The organism is Geothrix edaphica (assembly GCF_030268045.1).
GTDB lineage: Bacteria > Acidobacteriota > Holophagae > Holophagales > Holophagaceae > Geothrix > Geothrix edaphica.
In genome coordinates, this window is sequence record NZ_BSDC01000002.1 from 383193 (window position 1) to 402118 (window position 18926).

General features: G+C 67.7%; 18 protein-coding genes and 1 other RNA gene. 10 read left to right on the forward strand and 9 right to left on the reverse strand.

From position 1 onward, the window contains the following. Positions 1-14: 14 nt before the first annotated feature. The gene (locus QSJ30_RS09560) at positions 15-398 is read left to right on the forward strand and encodes a BlaI/MecI/CopY family transcriptional regulator (protein ID WP_285608735.1); all 384 of its coding nucleotides are present in this window, start codon (positions 15-17) and stop codon (positions 396-398) included. Continuing rightward, positions 395-2536: a M56 family metallopeptidase gene (locus tag QSJ30_RS09565; protein WP_285608736.1), complete on the forward strand. Its 2142-nt coding sequence runs from the start codon at positions 395-397 to the stop codon at positions 2534-2536. Before QSJ30_RS09560 ends, QSJ30_RS09565 begins: the two co-directional genes overlap by 4 nt. Before the next feature lie 48 nt (positions 2537-2584). On the opposite strand, the gene QSJ30_RS09570 is transcribed toward QSJ30_RS09565, so the two are convergent. Further along, entirely contained in the window at positions 2585-4624 is a 2040-nt protein-coding gene (locus QSJ30_RS09570; RefSeq protein WP_285608737.1) for an ATP-dependent DNA helicase, read from the reverse strand. Between the two features lie 48 nt (positions 4625-4672). After that, a complete protein-coding gene (locus QSJ30_RS09575) occupies positions 4673-5131 on the reverse strand; it encodes a 23S rRNA (pseudouridine(1915)-N(3))-methyltransferase RlmH (protein WP_285608738.1) in 459 nt (152 codons plus the stop codon). A gap of 90 nt (positions 5132-5221) precedes the next feature. Here QSJ30_RS09575 and QSJ30_RS09580 point away from each other — a divergent pair, with 90 nt between their 5' ends. The 8 genes from QSJ30_RS09580 to QSJ30_RS09615 all read left to right on the forward strand — a co-directional run bounded on the left by QSJ30_RS09580 (position 5222) and on the right by QSJ30_RS09615 (position 11006). Beyond that, positions 5222-5842 (forward strand): hypothetical protein, encoded by a 621-nt coding sequence (locus tag QSJ30_RS09580; RefSeq protein ID WP_285608739.1) that lies wholly within the window; start codon positions 5222-5224, stop codon positions 5840-5842. 302 nt (positions 5843-6144) lie between these two features. Further along, entirely contained in the window at positions 6145-7200 is a 1056-nt protein-coding gene (locus tag QSJ30_RS09585) for a hypothetical protein (RefSeq protein ID WP_285608740.1), read from the forward strand. A 93-nt stretch (positions 7201-7293) separates the two neighbouring features. Next, complete coding sequence (locus tag QSJ30_RS09590) at positions 7294-7770, forward strand: YcxB family protein (protein ID WP_285608741.1); 477 nt, start codon at positions 7294-7296, stop codon at positions 7768-7770. After that, positions 7767-8345: a DNA-3-methyladenine glycosylase gene (locus QSJ30_RS09595; RefSeq protein WP_285608742.1), complete on the forward strand. Its 579-nt coding sequence runs from the start codon at positions 7767-7769 to the stop codon at positions 8343-8345. The genes QSJ30_RS09590 and QSJ30_RS09595 overlap by 4 nt, the downstream gene beginning before the upstream one ends. Positions 8346-8375: 30 nt before the next feature. Then, positions 8376-8579 (forward strand): tautomerase family protein, encoded by a 204-nt coding sequence (locus QSJ30_RS09600; RefSeq protein ID WP_476620519.1) that lies wholly within the window; start codon positions 8376-8378, stop codon positions 8577-8579. Positions 8580-8674: 95 nt separating this feature from the next. After that, positions 8675-9065, forward strand: a transfer-messenger RNA (tmRNA) gene (ssrA, locus tag QSJ30_RS09605). A gap of 758 nt (positions 9066-9823) precedes the next feature. Beyond that, positions 9824-10027, forward strand: a complete 204-nt coding sequence (locus QSJ30_RS09610; protein WP_285608743.1) for a hypothetical protein — start codon at positions 9824-9826, stop codon at positions 10025-10027. A 94-nt stretch (positions 10028-10121) separates the two neighbouring features. Next, on the forward strand, positions 10122-11006 hold the full coding sequence (locus tag QSJ30_RS09615; protein ID WP_285608744.1) for an endonuclease/exonuclease/phosphatase family protein: 885 nt from the start codon (positions 10122-10124) through the stop codon (positions 11004-11006). A 7-nt stretch (positions 11007-11013) separates the two neighbouring features. Here the strand turns inward: QSJ30_RS09615 and QSJ30_RS09620 are convergent, their stop codons facing one another. From QSJ30_RS09620 to dctA, 7 genes are all read right to left on the reverse strand, one after another. Continuing rightward, positions 11014-13092, reverse strand: a complete 2079-nt coding sequence (locus QSJ30_RS09620; protein ID WP_285608745.1) for an AAA family ATPase — start codon at positions 13090-13092, stop codon at positions 11014-11016. Positions 13093-13099: 7 nt separating this feature from the next. Further along, the gene (locus tag QSJ30_RS09625; protein WP_285608746.1) at positions 13100-13249 is read right to left on the reverse strand and encodes a lmo0937 family membrane protein; all 150 of its coding nucleotides are present in this window, start codon (positions 13247-13249) and stop codon (positions 13100-13102) included. A gap of 373 nt (positions 13250-13622) precedes the next feature. Further along, positions 13623-14585 (reverse strand): AraC family transcriptional regulator, encoded by a 963-nt coding sequence (locus tag QSJ30_RS09630; protein ID WP_285608747.1) that lies wholly within the window; start codon positions 14583-14585, stop codon positions 13623-13625. A 61-nt stretch (positions 14586-14646) separates the two neighbouring features. Then, positions 14647-15237 carry an NAD(P)H-dependent oxidoreductase gene (locus QSJ30_RS09635; RefSeq protein ID WP_285608748.1) on the reverse strand — a complete coding sequence of 197 codons (591 nt, stop codon included), beginning with the start codon at positions 15235-15237 and terminating at the stop codon, positions 14647-14649. Positions 15238-15272: 35 nt separating this feature from the next. Beyond that, positions 15273-16268, reverse strand: a complete 996-nt coding sequence (locus tag QSJ30_RS09640) for an aldo/keto reductase (protein ID WP_285608749.1) — start codon at positions 16266-16268, stop codon at positions 15273-15275. Positions 16269-16290: 22 nt separating this feature from the next. After that, positions 16291-17346 (reverse strand): NAD(P)-dependent alcohol dehydrogenase, encoded by a 1056-nt coding sequence (locus tag QSJ30_RS09645; protein ID WP_285608750.1) that lies wholly within the window; start codon positions 17344-17346, stop codon positions 16291-16293. 221 nt (positions 17347-17567) lie between these two features. Next, positions 17568-18875: a C4-dicarboxylate transporter DctA gene (dctA, locus tag QSJ30_RS09650; RefSeq protein ID WP_285608751.1), complete on the reverse strand. Its 1308-nt coding sequence runs from the start codon at positions 18873-18875 to the stop codon at positions 17568-17570. Positions 18876-18926: the final 51 nt, after the last annotated feature.

Here is an 18926-nt window from a genome sequence, read left to right on the forward strand (position 1 = left end):
CGGAGCCCGATCCCATGCAACCCCAGCCCCGTCCCACCGACGCCGAACTCGCCATCCTGCGGGTGCTCTGGGAGCTGGGGCCGAGCACCGTGCGGCAGGTCTTCGAGGTGCTGTCGGCCGAGCGGGAGCTGGGCTACACCACGGTGCTGAAGATGCTCCAGATCATGCATGAGAAGGGCCTGGTGCAGCGGGATGTCACGGACCGCACCCATGTCTTCTCGGCCGCCCAGACCCAGGTCCAGACCCAGCGGACCATGCTCGACGACCTGCTCGACAAGGCCTTCGGCGGCTCGTCCCTGAGCCTGGTCATGCAGGCCCTGGCCACCCGCAGGGCCAGCCGCGAGGAGCTGGCGGAGATCCGGAAACTGCTCGACCAGGCCGAAGGAGGGAAGCGATGACCCCACTCCTGTCTCTCGCCCACGCGCCCTGGGCCCAGGCCCTCGGCTGGAGCCTCCTCCACTTCCTGTGGCAGGGCGCCGCCCTGGGCCTCCTGGCCTGGCTGCTGCTGGCCCTGTTGCGGGGCGCCAGCGCCAAGGCCCGCTACGGAACCGCCTGCGCCTTCCTCTTGCTGATGGCGGCGGCGCCCGTGGCCACCTTCCTGATCCTCCAGGGGCAGGCCCCCGCCCCCTCCGGACCGCTCGCCCTCACCCTGGCGGCCCCGACCGGCTCCCCCCTGCCGGAGGCGCCTCTGCCCTTGCGGGTGAAAGCCGCGCTGGATCCCGCCCTGCCCTGGCTGCTGGGCACCTGGGCCCTGGGCGTGCTCCTGCTGTCCACCCGCTTCCTGGGCAGCTGGATCCGCGTCCAGCGCCTGCGCCGCCGCAGCGCCTCCCCCGTCCCCGCCGAATGGCACCTGGTGCTGTCGCGGCTGTGCCGGGAGCTGAAGCTCTCCCGCACGGTGCGCCTGCTCCAGTCCGCCGCCGTGGAGGTGCCCACGGCCCTGGGCTGGCTGCGGCCCATCATCCTGCTGCCCGCCTGCGCCCTCGCCGGCCTGGCCCCCGCGCAGCTGGAGGCCGTGCTGGCCCACGAGCTGGCCCACATCCGCCGGGGCGACTTCCTCGTGAACCTCCTCCAGTCCCTGGTCGAGGTGGTGCTCTTCTACCACCCCGCCGTGTGGTGGCTCTCCGGCCGCATCCGCGCCGAGCGCGAGCTCTGCTGCGACGACGTGGCTGCGGAGCTCTGCGGCGATCCCCTCATCCTGGCCCGTGCCCTCACCGACCTCGAGGCCCTGCGCGAACCCCTGCCTTCCTCTTCCACCCATCTGGCCCTGGCCGCCAACGGAGGCTCCCTCATGCACCGCATCCGCCATCTGCTCCAGCCGGCCCTGCCGGCCTCCAATGCCGCCCGCGCCACCGCCCTGGCCCTGCTGGCCGCCTCCCTCCTGGGCGCGGCGGGGGCGGTCTTCCAGGACAAGGCCAAGGAGCCCACGCCCAAGCCGGATCAGAACACCCGCATGAAGGTGATCGACGGCGAGCGCCAGATGGACGTGCAGATGAAGGGCGAGGTCCAGCTCGACCCCGCGGCCAAGGAACCCGTGACCGTGCCCGGCGCCGGCAGCTTCCGGGTCGAGGAGAAGCAGGGTGGGAAGGCCCGGACCTACACCGTCACCAAGGACAAGCGCACCTACACCGTGGACGGCCAGGAGAAGCCCCTGGACGCCGAAGGGGAGGCCTGGGTGCGGGGCGTCGTGAAGGATGCCGCCAAGGCCACCACCGCCCGGGAGAAGGTGCGCCGCGTGGAGATCCGCACCCGGCACCTCGACGACCACGCCCGGGGGATGGACGACCGCGCCCGGGACATGGAGGCCCGCGGGCGGGAGCTGGAGGCCCATGCCCGCGCCCTGGAAGCCCGGACGAGGGACCTGGAGCACCGCGCCCAGGCCATGACGCCGGAAGAGCAGGCCCAGCTCAAGGCCGATGGGGAGCGCCTCAAGGCCGAGGGCGAGCAGCTCAAGGCCGAAGGCGAGAAACTCAAGGCCGAGGCCGAGCGGTTCAAGAACGATCCCGAGCTGAAGGCCCTCATCGCCAAGGCCGAGAAGGAGGGCCGCAGGGTCCGCGTCGAGGTGCTCAAGCAGAAGGGCGGCGAGCCCGACACCATGGTGATCCGGCGCCACGAGGATGGCCAGGAGGCCGTCGAACGGCGGGTCAAGATCCTCCGGAAGGGCGGCGGCAACGGCGATGGGCCGACCTGGGCCGTCATCGGCTCCGAAGACGAGGACCAGGACGTCATCGTCGAGGGGACGGACAAGAGGATCCCCATGCCGCCCCGCCCCATGCCCAGGATGCGCATCGAGTCCCGCACCCATCGCCAGGGCGGCGACCCCCAGGCCGAGATGGCCGCCATCAAGGCGGAGCTGAAGGCCCTCCAGACCCGGCTCGACCAGTTGCAGAAGGAGATGGCCACCACCCCCAGGCCCCCCAAGGCGCCGAAGACCCCGGCGGCCCCTAGGTCCGCTCCCGTCCCACCACCCCCGCCGGCACCGGATGCTCCCCCGGCGCCTCCCGCACCGCCCACACCACCCGCGGAGCCCGGAAACTGAGGCGCCCAGCTCCACCCGTGAAACGAGGCCCGTGGCGCGGGCCTCTTTTCACAGCAGGCGCAGAAAGGTCTCCACCCGCTCCCAGTCCCGGGTCACGGGAAAGGGCGGGAGCGCCGCGCGGACCTGGGCGGCGTAGCGCTTCCCCAGGCGGTCCTCGCTGGGCAGCATGAGGCGCGGATCCAGCACGGCCACCACGCCGCGGTCGCCGCGGGTGCGGATGAGACGGCCGATGCCCTGCTTGAGCTTGAGGGTCATCTGCGGCACCTGGATGCCGATGAAGCCGAGGCCGTCCCGCTGGGCGTCCGCCTCGCGGATGCGGGCCTGGAGCACCGGATCGTCCGGGGGCGCGAAGGGCAGCGCGGAGACCACCACCAGGCTCAGGGCGTCGCCCGGCAGGTCCACGCCCTGCCAGAAGCTGGCGAGGCCCAGCAGGGCCGCCGAAGGCGTGGCCCGGAAGCGCTCCAGCAGCTGGGTGCGCGACAGCCCGTCGCCCTGCACGAAGAAGGTGAGCTCCGGCAGCGCGTCCTCCAGCCGGGGACGGAAGGCCGCCAGCATCTTGCGGCTGGTGAAGAGCAGCAGGGCCCGGCCCCGGCTGGCCCGCAGCATGCGCTCCATGGCCGAGAGCGAGGCCTCGACCCAGGCCGGGTCGCCCACCCCGCCGCCGCTTCCCGGGCGGCGCTCCGGCAGGTCCGGCGGCACGAAGAGCAGCCCCTGGGCCTCGAAGTCGAAGGGGCTCTCCACGTGCTCGGCCTGCTCCACCTCGGGCTTCGTGAGGCCCAGACGCAGCCCCAGGCCGTTGAAGCCCCGGCCGTCGCGCAGTGTCGCGCTGGTGAGCACCACGCTCTCGAAGCCGCGGCGCACGTGCTGGTGGAAGAAGGGGCGCACGTCCACGGGGTTCGACTTGAAGTGGACGAGGTGGGAGCCCTCCCGGTTCACCGTGGAGACCCAGCCGTCGGGCTGGGCGAAGATCTGCTCCATGCGCGAGAAGGCCGTGCCCACCCGCTCGGCGAGCCGCATCCACAGCGGGTTCTCGGGATCGGCGGCGCCCAGGCGGCGCGCCTCCATCCACAGGGGATGCCCCGCCTCCACCCAGGCTCCCACGGCGTCCGCCAGGGCCTTCATCTCCGGGCCCGGCGACAGCAGGGGCAGCACGCCGCCCTCCAGGGGCACCCAGGTGAGGATGTCCGCCCAGGCCCGCTCCCAGGGCTCAAGCAGCCCCAGCAGCGCAGCCCCCGACCCCTTGGCGGCCTCGCGCAGATCCGTGAAGAGCAGGTTCATGGCGCGACTGGACCAGGCCTCGGCACAGCTCTCCGTGAGCTGCTCCTCCAGGTCATGGGCCTCGTCAAGGATGAGCACCGGCGCATCCGGCAGCACCTGGCCGAAGGCGGATTCCCGCAGCACCCGGTCCGCCAGCAGCAGCGCGTGGTTCACGATGATGAGGTCGGCCTCGGCCACCTCGGCCCGCAGCTTGGTGAGGAAGCAGTCCTCGTAGCGGGGGCACTGGCGGCCCGTGCAGCGTTCGGCCCGGGCGTTGAGCTTGTCCCAGAGGGGCGACTCGCCCTCGCCGAAGCGGCCCAGGCCCTCGCGGTCGCCGTCCTGGGTCTCGCGGGTCCAGCGCTGGAGGGCCAGCCAGAGCTGCTGGTCCGCGCGGGTGAACTCCAGGTGGGGATCCGTGGAGGCCGCCTCCCAGGCCGTGCGGCAGAGGTAGTTGGCCCGGCCCTTGGCGAGCACGGCCTTGATGGGGCGGCCCAGGATGCCCGCGGCCCGGGGCACGTCCTCCTCCAGCAGCTGGCGCTGGAGCTGCTTGGTGCGCGTGGCCACCAGGATGGGATGGCGGCCCGCGGCCAGGGCCGGCACCAGGTAGCCGAGGCTCTTGCCCGTGCCCGTGCCCGCCTCCACGGCCTGGATCACGGCCTCGGGCCGGGCCTCAGGCTCCCCGCCCTGATCCCGCCACTTCTGGAAGCGGGCGGTGCCGTCGACCACCGTGTTGTGCACCAGCTCCGCCATGCGCCGCTGGCCGGGCCGGTCCTCAGCGCCGGGGAAGCACGCGAAGATCCGTCCCTCCGGCGGGGCGAAGTAGCGGTCCATGGGATGCGCCATCGGATCAGTGTGGCGCAAAGGCGAAAAACTGGCGAATCACTTATGGTAGTCCTTGCCCCGAAGGATCGTGAAGGCCCGGTACAGCTGCTCCAGGAGCATCACCCGGCTCAGCTCGTGGGGGAAGGTCATGGGGGAGAGGCTGAGCTGCTCCTTCACCTCCGCCTTGAGGGCCGGGTCGAACCCATGGCTGCTCCCCAGCACGAAGGCCAGGCTGGCGCCCCGGTCCATGCGCTCCCCCAGCCACCGGGCCAGGGCCTCGCTGTCCCGGAGTTTTCCCTCCGGCGTGAGCAGGACCGGGCAGGTCACGGCCTTCAGCCTGGAACGCAGGCGCTCGGCCTCCTCCTTCAGCTGGCGGGCCGGATCGCCCTTTCCCTCGGTCAATTCCGTCACCTCCATCCGGGCATAGGGGCGGAGCATGTCCAGGTAGTGGCGCTCCAGTCCCCGGCAGGGTTCCAGGCGCAGGCGGCCGAAGGCGATGAGGGAGATGGGATACACGATCCCATTGTGATGAATTTCCCTTGGCAGCGCAGCGGGAAGGCTCCACCATCCATTACATTCAGACCATCCCGTTCCGGAGGTTTCCAGATGCGACGTTCCCTGCTGCTGCCCCTCGCCAGCCTGCTTCTCGTGCCCGCGTTCGTGGGCTGCGGGGGCGATGAGATCCCCACCACGCCGCCGGCCGCCGCCACGGAGCCCGCCGACATCCTCTACCACCTGCAGTACCTGGCCGTGCGCAAGGACTTCAAGCACGCGGCCCTCATCGCCCCCATCACGCCGGATGTGGTGTTCCCCTCGGCCCGCCAGATGCACATGGATGCCAAGGCCCTGGGCATCAGCCTCACCCCCGAGGAGCTGAAGGGCCTGGGCGTCGAGCACCTCGCCGCCAAGCTCGACGAGCTGCCCGGCGGCCCCGATGCGGTCAACTTCCCCGACTACACCGTGAAGGATGCCCGCCTGGCCTACAACGCCGGCATCTACCGCCTGACCAAGGGCCTCACCGCCAAGTCCTGGGGCAAGATGCGGCACATGGGCATCACGGACAACGCCGCGGCCCGCCAGTTCGGCTCCCAGACCATCGTGAAGGACATGGCGATCGGCTTCGACGGCACCAAGATCCTCAACGTGAGCTGCCTCAAGAAGCCCGATGGCACCTACGGCGTCTCCTTCATGCGCTACCTGGTGTCGCTCAAGGGCCTGAAGCAGTAGCAGGCTCGGCTTTCCTGGCGCGGCCCCGGGCGACCGGGGCCGCGCTATGCTTGGGCCGGTCGTCCTGCCAGGCGTGAACGGGGGTTCCCATGACCGGACCCATGAGCCTCTTCGACAACGTGAACCGCCAGTTCGACGAGGCTGCCGACATCCTCGGCCTCTCCCAGGAGCTGCGGGGCTGGTAGGCCCCCGGTCACAACAGAGGCCTACCCGGCTTTTGCGGGTGGCTTTTCCTTCTGCCGCCTGGGAAAATCGTCCTCTGGGCTGGCGGGGCGTCCCGAAACACCGGCCGGGGAGGATCCATGTCCAAGAAGAACGTCGTCCATGTGGTCGGGACGGGCACCATCGGCGAACCGCTGATCGGCCTGCTGACGGAGTACAAGAAGGAACTGGGCATCGACGACGTCACGTTCCACAAGAACAGCGTCAGCGAGCGCCCCAAGGTGAAGGCCCTGCTGCGCCGCGGCGCCAAGCTCGCCGTGGACGCCGACAAGGCGGAGGGCTTCAAGGCCATGGGCGTCGAGCCCACCATGCTGCATGACCAGGCCCTGAACGAGGCCACGGTGGTCATCGACTGCAGCCCCAAGGGCATGGACATGAAGGAGAAGCTCTACACGAAGTACGAGCAGAACACCCGGGGCTTCATCGCCCAGGGCAGCGAGTTCGGCTTCGGCACCATGTACGCCCGCGGCATCAACGATGACGTGCTCAAGAACAGCGGCCAATACGTGCAGGTCGTGAGCTGCAACACCCACAACCTCTCCTGCATCATCGACACCCTGGCCCTGACCGAGGGGGATGACAACCTGGTCGAGGGCAGCTTCGTCTGCATGCGCCGCGCCAACGACATCAGCCAGGTGAAGGACTTCTGCCCCGCGCCCCAGGTGGGCACCCACAAGGAAGGCAAGTTCGGCACCCACCACGCCCGCGACGCCTACCACCTGTTCCAGACCCGGGGTCTCGAACTGAACCTGTTCAGCAGCGCCATCAAGCTCCCCACCCAGTACATGCACAGCCTCTGGTTCGACCTGCGCCTCAAGCGCCCCACCACGCTGGAGAGCCTCAAGGCCCGCATCAAGGCCAACGACCGCATCGCCATCACCGAGAAGAAGGACGCCAACACCGTGTTCTCCTTCGGCCGCGACCAGGGCCACTACGGCCGCATCCTCAACCAGACCGTGATCCCCCTCAGCACCCTCGCCATGCCCAGCGAGAACCGCGTGGTGGGCTTCTGCTTCACCCCGCAAGACGGCAACAGCCTGCTCTCCAGCGTGGCCGCCGCCCTGCACTTCATCCACCCCGACGATTTCGAGGAGCGCATCCAGGTCCTCAAGCCCTACTTCTTCGATGAAGTGTAGGACCTCGAATCGCGTGGCGATTCGAGTCGTGAAACGGGCCCGCGCTGCGGGCCCGTTTTGATGGAATGCTTTCCCAAACCCTCCGGGATGACCATGCAGATCACGGCCCACTACACCCTCACCTCCGACGAGGCCCTGCGGGGCGCGCGGACCTTCAAGCGCAGCTGGTACCAGGTCGCCGTGGGCGCGGGGGTGGGGCTGATGCTGCTGGGCGCCTACAGCCTCGCCGCGGGGCAGCAGCGGATCCCAGGGCTGTTCCTGATGCTGAACGGCCTGCTCTTCGCGGGGTTGCCGGAGGTGGTCCTCCGCTTGGCCCGGCGCCGGCGCGGGGCCGATGCCTACACCCCCGTGGAGGTGGTCTTCGACGACGAAGGCCTCACCCTGCGAACCCAAGCCAGCGAGGGCGGCCTGCCCTGGTCCGGCTTCGCGGGCATCCAACGGCAGAGCGGCTTCTGGATCTTCCGCACGGGCCCCTCCCGGGCCGTGCTCCTGCCCGAGCGCGCCCTGGATGCCTCCGCCAGCGCCGAGCTGGAGGCCTTCCTCCGGGCCCGGCAGCTGCTGCGCCCATGAATCTCGAGGCCCCCGCAGATCACGCCGCCCGCGCCTTGCTGGGCATGTGGCTGGTGCGCGAGGGCGTCGTCCTCCGCATCACGGAGGTGGAAGCCTACGGCGGCTCCGGGGACAGCGCCAGCCATGCGCGCCACGGCCGCACGGCCCGCAACGCCCCCATGTGGGGACCGCCGGGCCGGGCCTACCTCTACTTCTGCTACGGCATGCACTGGATGCTGAACGTGGTCACCGGGCCGGAAGGCGAAGCTTCCGCCGTGCTCATCCGGGGCGCCGAGGTCGTGGCAGGACTCGAGACGGTGCTGCAACGGCGGAAGGTCGCGAAGCCCACGCCCCAGCTCTGCGCGGGCCCCGGCAAGGTGGCCCAGGCCCTGGGCCTGGACCGGACCTTCGACGGCCACGACCTGCTGGTCCCGGGAGGGCTGGAGCTGCGACCCGGGACGGCGCCGGCCGGCATCCTCGCCGGCCCCCGCCTGGGCATCGCCTTCGCCACGGCGGAGGACCAGGCCCGCCCCTGGCGCTTCGCCGATGCGGACAGCCGCGCCGTCCTGCAACCGAAGGCCCTCTCGCCCCTCTGAATCCGTCTATGCTTCCCCCGGGAGGCCGCCATGCCCTACGTGAACATCCGCATCACCCGCGAAGGCGCCACTGCCGAGCAGAAGGCCCGGCTCATCCAGGGCGCCACCCAGCTCCTGGTGGACGTGCTGGGCAAGAACCCCCAGACCACCGTGGTGACCATCGACGAAGTGGATACGGACAACTGGGGCATCGGCGGAGAGACCATCACCGCGCGACGGAAGCAGGGGAAGTAGCTCCCGTCCCTTGTGAATCCGGGGAGGAGTCCCCATACTCAGGATCCGCTTCAACTGAACCTTCGAGGGGGGGAAGAAGAAGCCACTCGACGCATGGGGGTGACCGGTTTCGACAGGTCGTGATCCAGGTGTTCGGTGCAGGCGGGGGTTGGACGGCTGGCCCCCTCATCAAGCCGCCCAAATCAAACTGCCAACGATAACTTCGAACTGGCTCTCGCTGCCTAGGGCAACCTAGGCTCCGAGCGAGTCCTCGGGATCTCTGGGTACCGAGCTCGTTAAACCTCCGAAAGGGTGGCTTCGGCCTGCCGGACGGAGGCACCAGATAGGCCGCCGCGACGCCCCCTGACAGCGGCCGAGATAAGGGGGCACACGTCCCGAGCGGCTCGTCCGTTCCCCGCCGGGAGGTTTCAAGAGCGGACCAAGCCTGTGGAAGAGCCGCCATCCGGCATGTCTTGGACGTGGGTTCGACTCCCACCACCTCCACCAAAACAAAGGGACCCGCGAGGGTCCCTTTGTTTTGGTGGAATTGCCGCTGCGGGCAGGTAGGCGCCCACTTCAACAGCCCGGTGGGCTGTTGAAGTGGATCAGCGCCGTGCCCAGCAGCGACACGCCGCGCACCCCATTCGGGGCCTCATTTGGTGGTGGAGATAAACAAGGCGGGAGTCGAAATCGCAGAAAGGCTGGCAGGTAGGGCCCCAGAGGGCGCCACTTGATGGGCGTCCTCTGGATCGCGCCCGTGCCAGCCTTTCGCGTGGCCGGAGCGTCACCCGCAGGATGATGCGGAGGGACTCCCACCGGGGGTGCTGCCGAGCCGTCCAGTCCGGCAGTCGGGGGTTGTCGGAGCGGATCAGCGCCATGTTCAGCAGCGGCGCGCCAGGCACTCTGACGGGACTTCTTTGTGTTTCGGGACGGGGCAACCTTGGCCCTGGCGTCAGCGCAGGTCGGTAACTTCGCTTTGAGACCATCGACTATCAAATTGATCGGAAGCTCCAAGGGGGGAGAGGGATCGCAATTCCAATCTGTTGAATACATGGCCTTTTGACAATGGCCCGATGGTTGCGTGAGCCCAAGGTGAAGGTGGCCCTTTCCCTCGGTCGTCCCTGGGAGCTCGTCACCCTGACCTCAGGCACGAGGGACCAGGTCACGGAACCATCCACCCATTCAAGGACAGGTAGGCAGCCATGTCATCGAAGAGAACCAAGGGCCCTGACTCCTTGCACCTGACTCGCGAGGAGTCGGAATCCATGGGAGTGGCGTTTCCGGAAGAACCGGCTCCCGTATCGGCGGACATGCAAGAGCAGCCCCTTCATGAGCAGGTCGTCGGGTCTCTGACCGAAGATGATGTGACCGAGGCGCTGACCGGCGAGGTGACTCCAGAATCCCGCGAGGACATGGAGGATCTCTTTGCGGACCTGCAGGAGGAAGAGGCGGACCGGCAGGTGGACTAGGGCCCCGGAGATGCCTGCTTCCGCCGCAAGCGCCGCCCACCGGGAAACGAGCCACCCACGCGCAGGAAAGGATGTCCTCAGCATCGTGAAGACCATGGACCAGACCCGCCTCCACATCGTCACCTACAACATCCACAAGGGATTCTCGCAATTCCATCGGCACCTGATGGTGCATGAGCTGAGGGAGCGACTGCGGGAGCTCGGTCCGGACATCGTGTTTCTCCAGGAGGTCCAGGGTCTGCACAGCAGGAACGCCAAAAAATACGAAGACTGGCCCTACAAGCCTCAGCACGAGTTCCTGGCGGAAGATGTCTGGCAGTCCACGGCCTATGGCGGCAACGTGGTGTACGGGCATGGGCACCATGGCAATGCGATCCTCACCCGCTTTCCGATCGAACATTCGCACAACCAGGACGTCACCCACTTTCGATTCGAGCGGCGGGGCCTGCTGCATTGCACCATCCACCTGCCGGGCCAGACCCGAGCGCTGCACTGTGTCTGTGTCCATCTCTCGATGTTCGCCCCCTCGCGGCGCCGCCAGCTGGATGCTCTCGCCGGATGCATCGAGGGCATTGCCGACCCCGACTCGCCCCTCATCATCGCCGGTGACTTCAACGACTGGCGGAACGATGCGGATGAACTGCTGGCCCATCGCCTCGGGATGACCGAGGTCTTCGGCGGAGCGTTCGGCAGTCTCGATTCGCCGGGCCGGAGCTTCCCCTCCAAGCGCCCCCTGCTGCGCCTGGATCGCATCTACGTGCGCGGCTTCACGGTGGAGCTGGCCGAAATGCATTCCGGCGCGCCCTGGTCGAAGATCTCAGACCACGCCGCACTCTCGGCGCAGTTGAAGTGGACGGGCGATGAGCCTCCGTCCCCGGAGAGGGAAGCCTCCGCCGCCAGCCGACCGGCCGGTCCCCCGGCGATTCAGGAGGGGAGCCAGGACCGCGGCCGCTGGTGGACCGGACCTTCCCGGCGTTGACGCAGCATCAGCCTGATTCGAAGCTGCGGATTTCGTTCAGCGCCTCGCCCAGGCTCATCTCATGCTTCGCCAGCAGCTTGCCAACCAGGTGCTCGGTCAGGGGCATGAGCCCGGCCAGGACCGCCTTCGTCTCGCCATACAAGCGCTCGCTCTGCGCTTCCATGATGCTGCGCGTTTCCTCGTCCACATCCGGGCCGCCATCGGACCTGTTCTGACCGAGCGCGCCAAAATTGAGGCGGGTCTTGCGGTACATGCCCATTTCGCCCACGGCATGGTGCAGCAGCTTCGTCACGCGGGTGATGTCGTTGTGCGCGCCGTTGGTGGTGCCCTCCTCGCCGAAGAACAGCTCCTCGTTGGCCATGCCCCCCAGAAGCACGCGCACCTCGTGTTCGATGTCGCCCTTAGACTTGAGCAGGTTGACCCCCTGCTTGTGGAAGACGAACCCCAGCGCATTGGTGCGGGGGTTGGCCATGAGCGAAATCTTGATGGTCTTCACCTCGGCCAGCATCTGCTCCCAGTTGTCGTGGGTCAGCTTCCGCTCGTGGTCGAGGTCCACCAGGAAGTGGCCCCACTCATGCGTGGCGATGATGCGGCGGTCGCGCTGGCGTTCCTGGGTGGTTTCGACATTGACGTTGCCCACGAGCACACGCTCCGCGGCCTGCATCAGGGTCGCCTCCCCGATCAGGCCGCCCGCCTGCACGGCGGTGATGCCGGCTTGATTGACGATGGTCTCCAGGTCCGCGGGGCTGCGGCCCTCGGTCACGGCGACGAGGTGGCGAAGATCCAGGTCGGGCAGCACCTTGTCGGCGCGCTGCCCCAGGTAATGCGTGATGATCGCCAGCCGCTCCTCCTGGTTTGGCATGCGGAAGTCCACCTTCATCTGGAAGCGGCGCAGCATGGCCTCGTCCATCTGCATGGTTTCGCTGTTGAAGTTGCTGGCCACGATCCAGATGATCTCGGCGCCGTTTTTGCTTCGCACACCATCCAGCACGGACAGGAAGGTGTTCGAGGTGTCGTCGTCGAACTTGCGGCGGCCTCCGCGCTTCATGAAGAGGTCCTGGGCCTCGTCCAGGAAGACGATGCAGCGCTTGCGCTTCGTCGCCTGCGCCAGGATGCGGGTGAGCGTATTCGAGCCCCCGGCCACGAGGCCCGTTTCAAGGTTGGCTGCGGAGTGGAACAGGATCGGGAGTCCCAGCTCCTTGGCCAGGTAGCTGGCCAGCTTGGTCTTGCCGGTCCCCGCCGGGCCGCTGAACATCACATTGAAGGGCTTCACGATGCCGTACTCGGCGTACTCCGCCCGGCGCTCATATTGATCCTTGATTTGGGCCACCTCGGCCTTGATGTCATCCATGCCGACCAGGTCATCAATGGAGCCATGCACCTGCGATGGCTCGATGAATCTGAGCCTCTTGAAGTGGCCCTTCAGCTGCATGACCACGAACCCCAGCACGCCCAGCACAAGCACTGCCGACAGCAGGCCGCCGGCGACCGACAGCCACGCGTATTTCTCGGACTGTGGACGGGCTCCAGAAAAGCGCGCGTCCAGCTGCTCGATCAATCTGAGGTTGCCGGCCCGGAGTTCACTGCGCGGGATGAAGACCAGCTGGCCGGCCCAGGCCGCGGTGACAGCCTTGCCGGTGAAGATCCGGGCCTCCATGTCGCTGGGGTAGTACGCGTGATACTTGCCCTGCGACTCGACCAGGACCATGCGCTCGGATACGTCCCAGGTCAGTGGCTTGTAGATCACATTGACCCGCTCGACCGGGTTGGTTTCCAGAAAACTCAGCAGCGAGCCGGGACCCATGACCACGGGCAGCTGGTCGTTGAGCGACCACGCCCCACCGCCCGCCTGGCCGTCGACGGCCAGAGCCTCGACCGGCCCGGCGGGCGCGGTCCGCTTCTGGATCAGGCTGAACGAGTAGACGCCGGCGGCCGGAATCAGGACGACCGCGGCCAGCAGGGTGAACAGGACCGCCGGTGGCTGGATGTCCAGCCAGGCCATGAGCCGCCCCGCGGTCTTCTTGACGGCAGACCACAGGTCTGTGGCGCCCTGTCCTGTGCCGCGGGGTTTGGGCGGATGGGACATGGCTGACCTAGAGCAGCCGTCGCCCCTGGATGACCTGGATGATGATGGCAATGACGGCGAGCACCAGCAGCACGTGAATGAGTCCGCCCATGGTGTAGGCGGTCACGAGCCCCAGGACCCAGAGGACGACGAGAACGACGGCGATGGTCCACAACATGATGTATTCCTTTCAGATAGGGCTTCCCCTTCAGGAAACCTCGAAGACAGAGGGTTTCAACCTGCCCGGCCAACGCAGCAGGGCGCGCCGGAGCGGCGGCCCAAACCACAGAGCATCTTCCGCGCCATAAATTAATGCGTGTTCTATCTTATATTTACGAATGCGCCTCTTGGGTGGGCCCGGGTCATCGATCATTCTGAAAGAGCGCCACATCAAGACGGATGGACCCAGGCACCGGTCTGGCGTTTCCCGACGTCAGGACCGTCCGCAGGAATCGCAGGGAGCCCGGCCGCATCTGAGCAGCCGTGGCCGCCTCCATTCCAGGGGACGCAGGAAGCCAGATGCCCCGCCTTCCGGTCAGACGGCTATCCAGTCACTCCGCAGGAGCAGGCCCTGCCGATCCCGCTTCCTCCCGCAGCCGCGCCACATCCTTGGTCGGCGCATTCCCGAAGTACCGCCCGTACTCCCGGGCGAACTGCGAGGGGCTCTGGTAGCCCACGCGGCGGCCGGCGGTGCCGACATCGAGGCGGGTGAGCAGCATGAGGCGCCGCGCTTCCTGAAGGCGGATGGCCTTCTGGTACTGCAGGGGGCTCATGGCGGTGACGGCCTTGAAGTGCTGGTGGAAGGAGGAGGGGCTCATGTGTACCAAGGTGGCGAGGCGCTCCACATCCAGCGGCTGGTCGAAGTGGGCGCGGACCCAGGCCACGGCCTTGGAGACCCGGTGGAGCTGGCTCTCCTCCTGCCCGATCAGCGCCACCCGCGGGCCCAGCGGGCTCCGCAGGAGCCGGATGAGGATCTCGTCGAGGACGAGCGGGGCCAGGAGCTCCGCCTCGTCGGGCCGGGAGGCCAGCTCCAGCAGGCGCACCACCGCGTTGATCACCGGCGCGTCCAATTGGTCCACGCAGATGGCGCGGCCCTCGCCCCGGCGGGGCAGGCCGAGGGGGTAGACCCTGGCCGTCAGGTCGGCGATCCGCGCCGGGTCCAGGTCGATGCGGACGCCGAGGTAGGGCGCCTCCAGGCTGGCCTGGGTGACCTGGGCCGACACGGGGACATCCACGGAGTAGACCAGCACCCGCGAGGCGTCGTACTCGTAGAGCTCCGGCCCCAGCAGCACCCGCTTCGCGCCCTGGGCCACCAGGCAGAGCGCGGGCCGCTGCACGGCGTGGTGGAAGTCCTTGTGGGCGCGGGAGGCCCGGGAGACGTGGACGCCCGGCAGCCGCAGCTCGAAGGTGCCGTCGAAGGGCGCATGGGCCAGCAGCAGGTCTGCGAGCCGCGCTAAGTCTGGCGAGCCGGAATCGGAGCTCGGGGCCGGAGAGGGATTGGGCGTTCGGCTCATGGAAAGGTCCCGAGACAAGATCTCACGCCTGGGCCACAGCATGCGGCCGCGGGTCGAGTGTTTACAGGCAGTGTGTCTCCAGGTGCCGCTCGTAGTCCTCAAGCGCGCGCGGAATATCCGGCGCCTTGAAGATGTCGAACACCCCGTAGTCCGGGAGGATGTCGAACCCCATGAACTTGTAGTTCGAGGTGATGTGGAGGAACAGGTCGGCCGTTCCCTTGCCGCCGTACAGCACGCCGGTGGGGTTGTCGAAGGCCTCTCTTGGGGCATTCCAGGTGGCGGAGATCATGAAGGCCCGCCCCTGCATGAGGCCACCCGTCCCGTACTGCCAGCCCGGATCCTGGCGCGTGCGGCCATCGCCTTCGAGCAGGACCTTGGTGGTCAGCCCAGCGTTGAAGACTTCATCCACGTATTTCTTGTAGATCCACGGCGCGGAGAACCAGTTCACCGGCGTCTGGAGGATCACCAGGTCGGCGGCCACGTGCTTCCCCACCTCTTCTTCCGGGTCATAGCCGCGCTCGATGTAGGTCTCGGCGACCTGATGTCCGCGTGCCAGGAAGAAGGCCTTCGCCTGGTCCATGAAGGCGAGATTCAGCTTGCCCTCGGACCATCCGGGATAGGTGAGGTGGGCATTGATGATGAGAACGTTCATGGGTCTGACTCCCTCGTTTCCTGGCTTCCTTCCGATCAGCGGCCCACCAGCTTCTGCAGGTGCTCCGGGTACCGCGCGCCCTGCAGCTCGACCTGGGAGGCGGCAGCGTCGATGGCCTTCAGGTCTTCGGCGGTCAGGTCGAGGGCGGCGCCCCCCAGGTTCTCTTCGAGCCGATGCAGCTTGGTGGTGCCGGGAATGGGGACGATCCAGGGCTTCTGGGCCAGCAGCCAGGCCAGGGCGAGCTGAGCGGGCGTCGCACCCTTCGCGAGCGCGAGGGTCTTGAGCACCTCGACCAGGGCGAGGTTGGCCTTCCGGGCCTCGGGCGTGAAGCGGGGCACCACGTTGCGGAAGTCGGTGGGGTCGAAGGTGGTGGTCTCGTCGATCTTGCCGGTGAGGAAGCCCTTGCCGAGGGGACTGAAGGGCACGAAGCCGATGCCCAGCGCTTCGAGCGTGGGGATGATCTCCACCTCGGGCTCGCGCCAGAAGAGGGAGTACTCACTCTGGAGGGCGGCCACGGGCTGCACGGCGTGGGCCTTGCGGATGGTGGCCGCGCCGGCTTCGGAGAGGCCGAAGTGCTTGACCTTGCCTTCCCGGATGAGGTCCTTGACCGTGCCGGCCACGTCCTCGATGGGCACCTCGGGATCCACGCGGTGCTGGTAGAAGAGGTCGATGGCGTCGATGCGCAGGCGCATCAGCGAGGCCTCGGCCACGGCCCGGATGCGCTCGGGCCGGCTGTTCAGGCCGCCCGGGTTCTGGCCCGAGACCTGGTCGATGGCGAAGCCGAACTTGGTGGCGATGGCCACCCGTCCCTTGAAGGGGGCCAGGGCCTCGCCCACCAGCGCCTCGTTCGTCCAGGGGCCGTAGACCTCCGCCGTGTCGAAGAAGGTGACGCCCTTCTCCACGGCGGCCCGGATGAGGGCGATGCCTTCCTGCTTCTCGACGGCGGGGCCGAGCCCGAAGCTCAGGCCCATGCAGCCCAGGCCGAGGGCGGAGACATTCAGGCCGTTGGTACCGAGTGTTCGCAGCTTCATGGGAATTCTCCTTGTGGTTTCTTCAGTCTTTCAGCGAGGCCATGTCGATGACGAAGCGGTACTTCACATCGCTCTTCAGCAGGCGCTCGTAGGCGCCGTTGATGTCCTGCATGCGGATGACCTCCACATCGGACGTGATGCCGTGCTTCCCACAAAAGTCGAGCATCTCCTGCGTCTCGGCAATGCCGCCGATGAGGGAGCCCGCCACGGACTTGCGGCCGAGGACCATGGGCACCGTGTTGAGCATGGGCTCCAGCCCACCCAGGTAGCCCACCAGCACGAGGGTGCCGTTCGTGGCCAGGGTCGGGAGGTAGGGATTCAGGTCGTGGACGTAGGGCACGGTGTCGACGATGAGGTCGAAGCAGCCCGCGACCGACGCCATCTGAGCGGCATCGGTGGACAGCACCACGCGGTCCGCGCCCAGGCGCCGGGCATCGGCCTCCTTGCCCTGGGAGCGCGTGAAGAGGGTCACCTCGGCGCCCAGGGCCTTGGCCAACTTCAGGCCCATGTGGCCGAGGCCGCCGAGGCCCACCACGGCCACCTGGCTGCCCGGGCCCACCTTCCAGTGCCGCAGGGGCGACCAGGTGGTGATGCCGGCACAGAGAAGCGGCGCGGCGCCTTTCAGGTCCAGCCCTTCGGGGACCTTCAGCACGAAGCGGTCGGACACCACGAGCTGGTCCGAGTAGCCGCCCTGGGTGGGCCGGCCGTCATGGCGGTCCGTGCCGCCGTAGGTGCCGGTGAAGCCGTTCTGGCAGTACTGCTCCTCGCCGTGCTCGCAGGGCTTGCAGTGGCGGCAGGAGTCCACCAGGCAGCCCACGCCCACAGCATCGCCCGCCTTGTAGCGGGTGACGGCGGCGCCCACCGAGCGCACGCGGCCGATGATCTCGTGGCCGGGGACGATGGGGTACGTGGTCCAGCCCCAGTCGTTGCGGGCCGTGTGCAGGTCCGAGTGGCAGACGCCGCAGTAGAGGATGTCGATCACCACGTCGTCAGGCCGGGGGTCGCGGCGCTCGAAGGGGAAGGGCGCCAGCGCCGAGGTGGGGGACTGGGCGGCGTAGCCGAGAACGTTGAGGGTCATTGCTTCCTCCGTGCCTGGGCGAGGTCGGGCCTCGACCGGTGTGGCGACAGAAGGAAGTCTAGGAACGGATGGACCTCCGGATTTGCCTATTACTCCTAACTTCTAGCCCGAAACTCCAGGGAGATGGTGGACACCCCCGGCACCTCCATCCGCAGAAAAGCCCCCGCGGCGCGGGGGCTTTTCTGCGGTGAAGAACGAACGTTCCCGTTCGTGCTCAGGTCCTATTCCATCTCGTTCGCCAGGACTGGCACTTCAACCACAGGAGTGACCTCCTTGGACTTGCCCAGGACGGCGTGGAACCGGTCCCAGTCCAGCTCCTTCTCCCAGCTGGCCATCACCACGGCGGCGATGCAGTTGCCGATGTGGTTGGTGATGGCGCGGGCTTCGGACATGAACTTGTCGATGCCCAGGATGAGGGCCATGCCGGCCACGGGGATGCCGGGCACCACCGCCAGGGTGGCGGCCAGGGTGATGAAGCCCGAGCCGGTGACGCCGGCGGCACCCTTGCTGGTGATCATCGCCACCACCAGGATGCCCAGCTGCTGGCCCAGGGTGAGCTCGATGCCCAGGGCCTGGGCGATGAAGAGCGAGGCCAGGGTCATGTAGATGTTGGTGCCATCCAGGTTGAAGGAATAGCCCGTGGGGATAACCAGCCCGACGATGGACTTGGACAGGCCCAGCTTCTCCATCTTCTCCATGAGGGGGATCAGCGCGGACTCGGAGGAGCTGGTGGCCATGACCAGCAGCAGCTCATCCTTGATGTAGCCCACCACCTTGAAGATGTTGAAGCCCGCCAACCGCGCGATGAGGCCCAGCACGAGGAAGATGAAGACGGCACAGGTCGCGTAGAAGAGGAAGATGAGCTGCGCCATGGGCACCAGCGACTTCAGCCCGAACTTGCCGATGGTGTAGGCGATGGCCGCACCGGCGCCCAGGGGGGCGAGGTAGAGGATCTGGTGCATGACGCCGAAGAACATCTTGCTGACGTTCTCCAGGAAGCCGATGAGGGGCGCCTTGTGCTTCTCGCTGAGGGCCGCCACGGAGAAGCCGAGCAGCACGGAGATCAGGAGCACCTGCAGGATGTCGCCATCGGTGAAGGCGCTGAACATGGTCTTGGGGATCATCTTCAGCAGGTGGTCCGTGATGGTCAGGTGCTGGGCCTGGGTCACGTAGTTGGCCACGAGCTTGGGATCGAGCTTGGCGGGATCCGCATGGAAGCTCCGGCCGGGCCCGAACACGTTGGCCATGACGAGGCCGATCACCAGCGCCAGGGTGCTGACGATCTCGAAGTAGAGGATGGCCTTGCCGCCCACGCGGCCGGCCTTCTTGATGCTGCCGGAGCCCGCGATGCCCAGCACCACGCTGCAGAGGATCACCGGGGGGATGAGCATCTTGATGAGGGCGATGAAGCCGTCGGCCACGGGCTGCATCTTCACGGCCACGCCGGGGTAGAAGTGCCCCAGCAGCGCGCCGAGGACGATCATGAGGGCGACCCAGTTGTACAGTTTTGATGCAGCTCGCTTGAACATGCTTGCTCCTTTCAGAAATCCGGCCATGGACGATCGGCGGCCCTGGGCGGG

What these genes read in the sequence shown, in the direction of transcription:
- QSJ30_RS09615 (WP_285608744.1), top strand. Translation starts at nt 10,122, where the DNA reads ATGGACCAGACCCGCCTCCACATCGTCACCTACAACATCCACAAGGGA.
- QSJ30_RS09600 (WP_476620519.1), top strand. Translation starts at nt 8,376, where the DNA reads ATGCCCTACGTGAACATCCGCATCACCCGCGAAGGCGCCACTGCCGAG.
- QSJ30_RS09645 (WP_285608750.1), bottom strand. Translation starts at nt 17,346, where the DNA reads ATGACCCTCAACGTTCTCGGCTACGCCGCCCAGTCCCCCACCTCGGCG.
- QSJ30_RS09565 (WP_285608736.1), top strand. Translation starts at nt 395, where the DNA reads ATGACCCCACTCCTGTCTCTCGCCCACGCGCCCTGGGCCCAGGCCCTC.
- QSJ30_RS09560 (WP_285608735.1), top strand. Translation starts at nt 15, where the DNA reads ATGCAACCCCAGCCCCGTCCCACCGACGCCGAACTCGCCATCCTGCGG.
- QSJ30_RS09570 (WP_285608737.1), bottom strand. Translation starts at nt 4,624, where the DNA reads ATGGACCGCTACTTCGCCCCGCCGGAGGGACGGATCTTCGCGTGCTTC.
- QSJ30_RS09590 (WP_285608741.1), top strand. Translation starts at nt 7,294, where the DNA reads ATGCAGATCACGGCCCACTACACCCTCACCTCCGACGAGGCCCTGCGG.
- QSJ30_RS09620 (WP_285608745.1), bottom strand. Translation starts at nt 13,092, where the DNA reads ATGTCCCATCCGCCCAAACCCCGCGGCACAGGACAGGGCGCCACAGAC.
- QSJ30_RS09635 (WP_285608748.1), bottom strand. Translation starts at nt 15,237, where the DNA reads ATGAACGTTCTCATCATCAATGCCCACCTCACCTATCCCGGATGGTCC.
- QSJ30_RS09630 (WP_285608747.1), bottom strand. Translation starts at nt 14,585, where the DNA reads ATGAGCCGAACGCCCAATCCCTCTCCGGCCCCGAGCTCCGATTCCGGC.
- dctA (WP_285608751.1), bottom strand. Translation starts at nt 18,875, where the DNA reads ATGTTCAAGCGAGCTGCATCAAAACTGTACAACTGGGTCGCCCTCATG.
- QSJ30_RS09585 (WP_285608740.1), top strand. Translation starts at nt 6,145, where the DNA reads ATGTCCAAGAAGAACGTCGTCCATGTGGTCGGGACGGGCACCATCGGC.
- QSJ30_RS09625 (WP_285608746.1), bottom strand. Translation starts at nt 13,249, where the DNA reads ATGTTGTGGACCATCGCCGTCGTTCTCGTCGTCCTCTGGGTCCTGGGG.
- QSJ30_RS09580 (WP_285608739.1), top strand. Translation starts at nt 5,222, where the DNA reads ATGCGACGTTCCCTGCTGCTGCCCCTCGCCAGCCTGCTTCTCGTGCCC.
- QSJ30_RS09595 (WP_285608742.1), top strand. Translation starts at nt 7,767, where the DNA reads ATGAATCTCGAGGCCCCCGCAGATCACGCCGCCCGCGCCTTGCTGGGC.
- QSJ30_RS09610 (WP_285608743.1), top strand. Translation starts at nt 9,824, where the DNA reads ATGGGAGTGGCGTTTCCGGAAGAACCGGCTCCCGTATCGGCGGACATG.
- QSJ30_RS09640 (WP_285608749.1), bottom strand. Translation starts at nt 16,268, where the DNA reads ATGAAGCTGCGAACACTCGGTACCAACGGCCTGAATGTCTCCGCCCTC.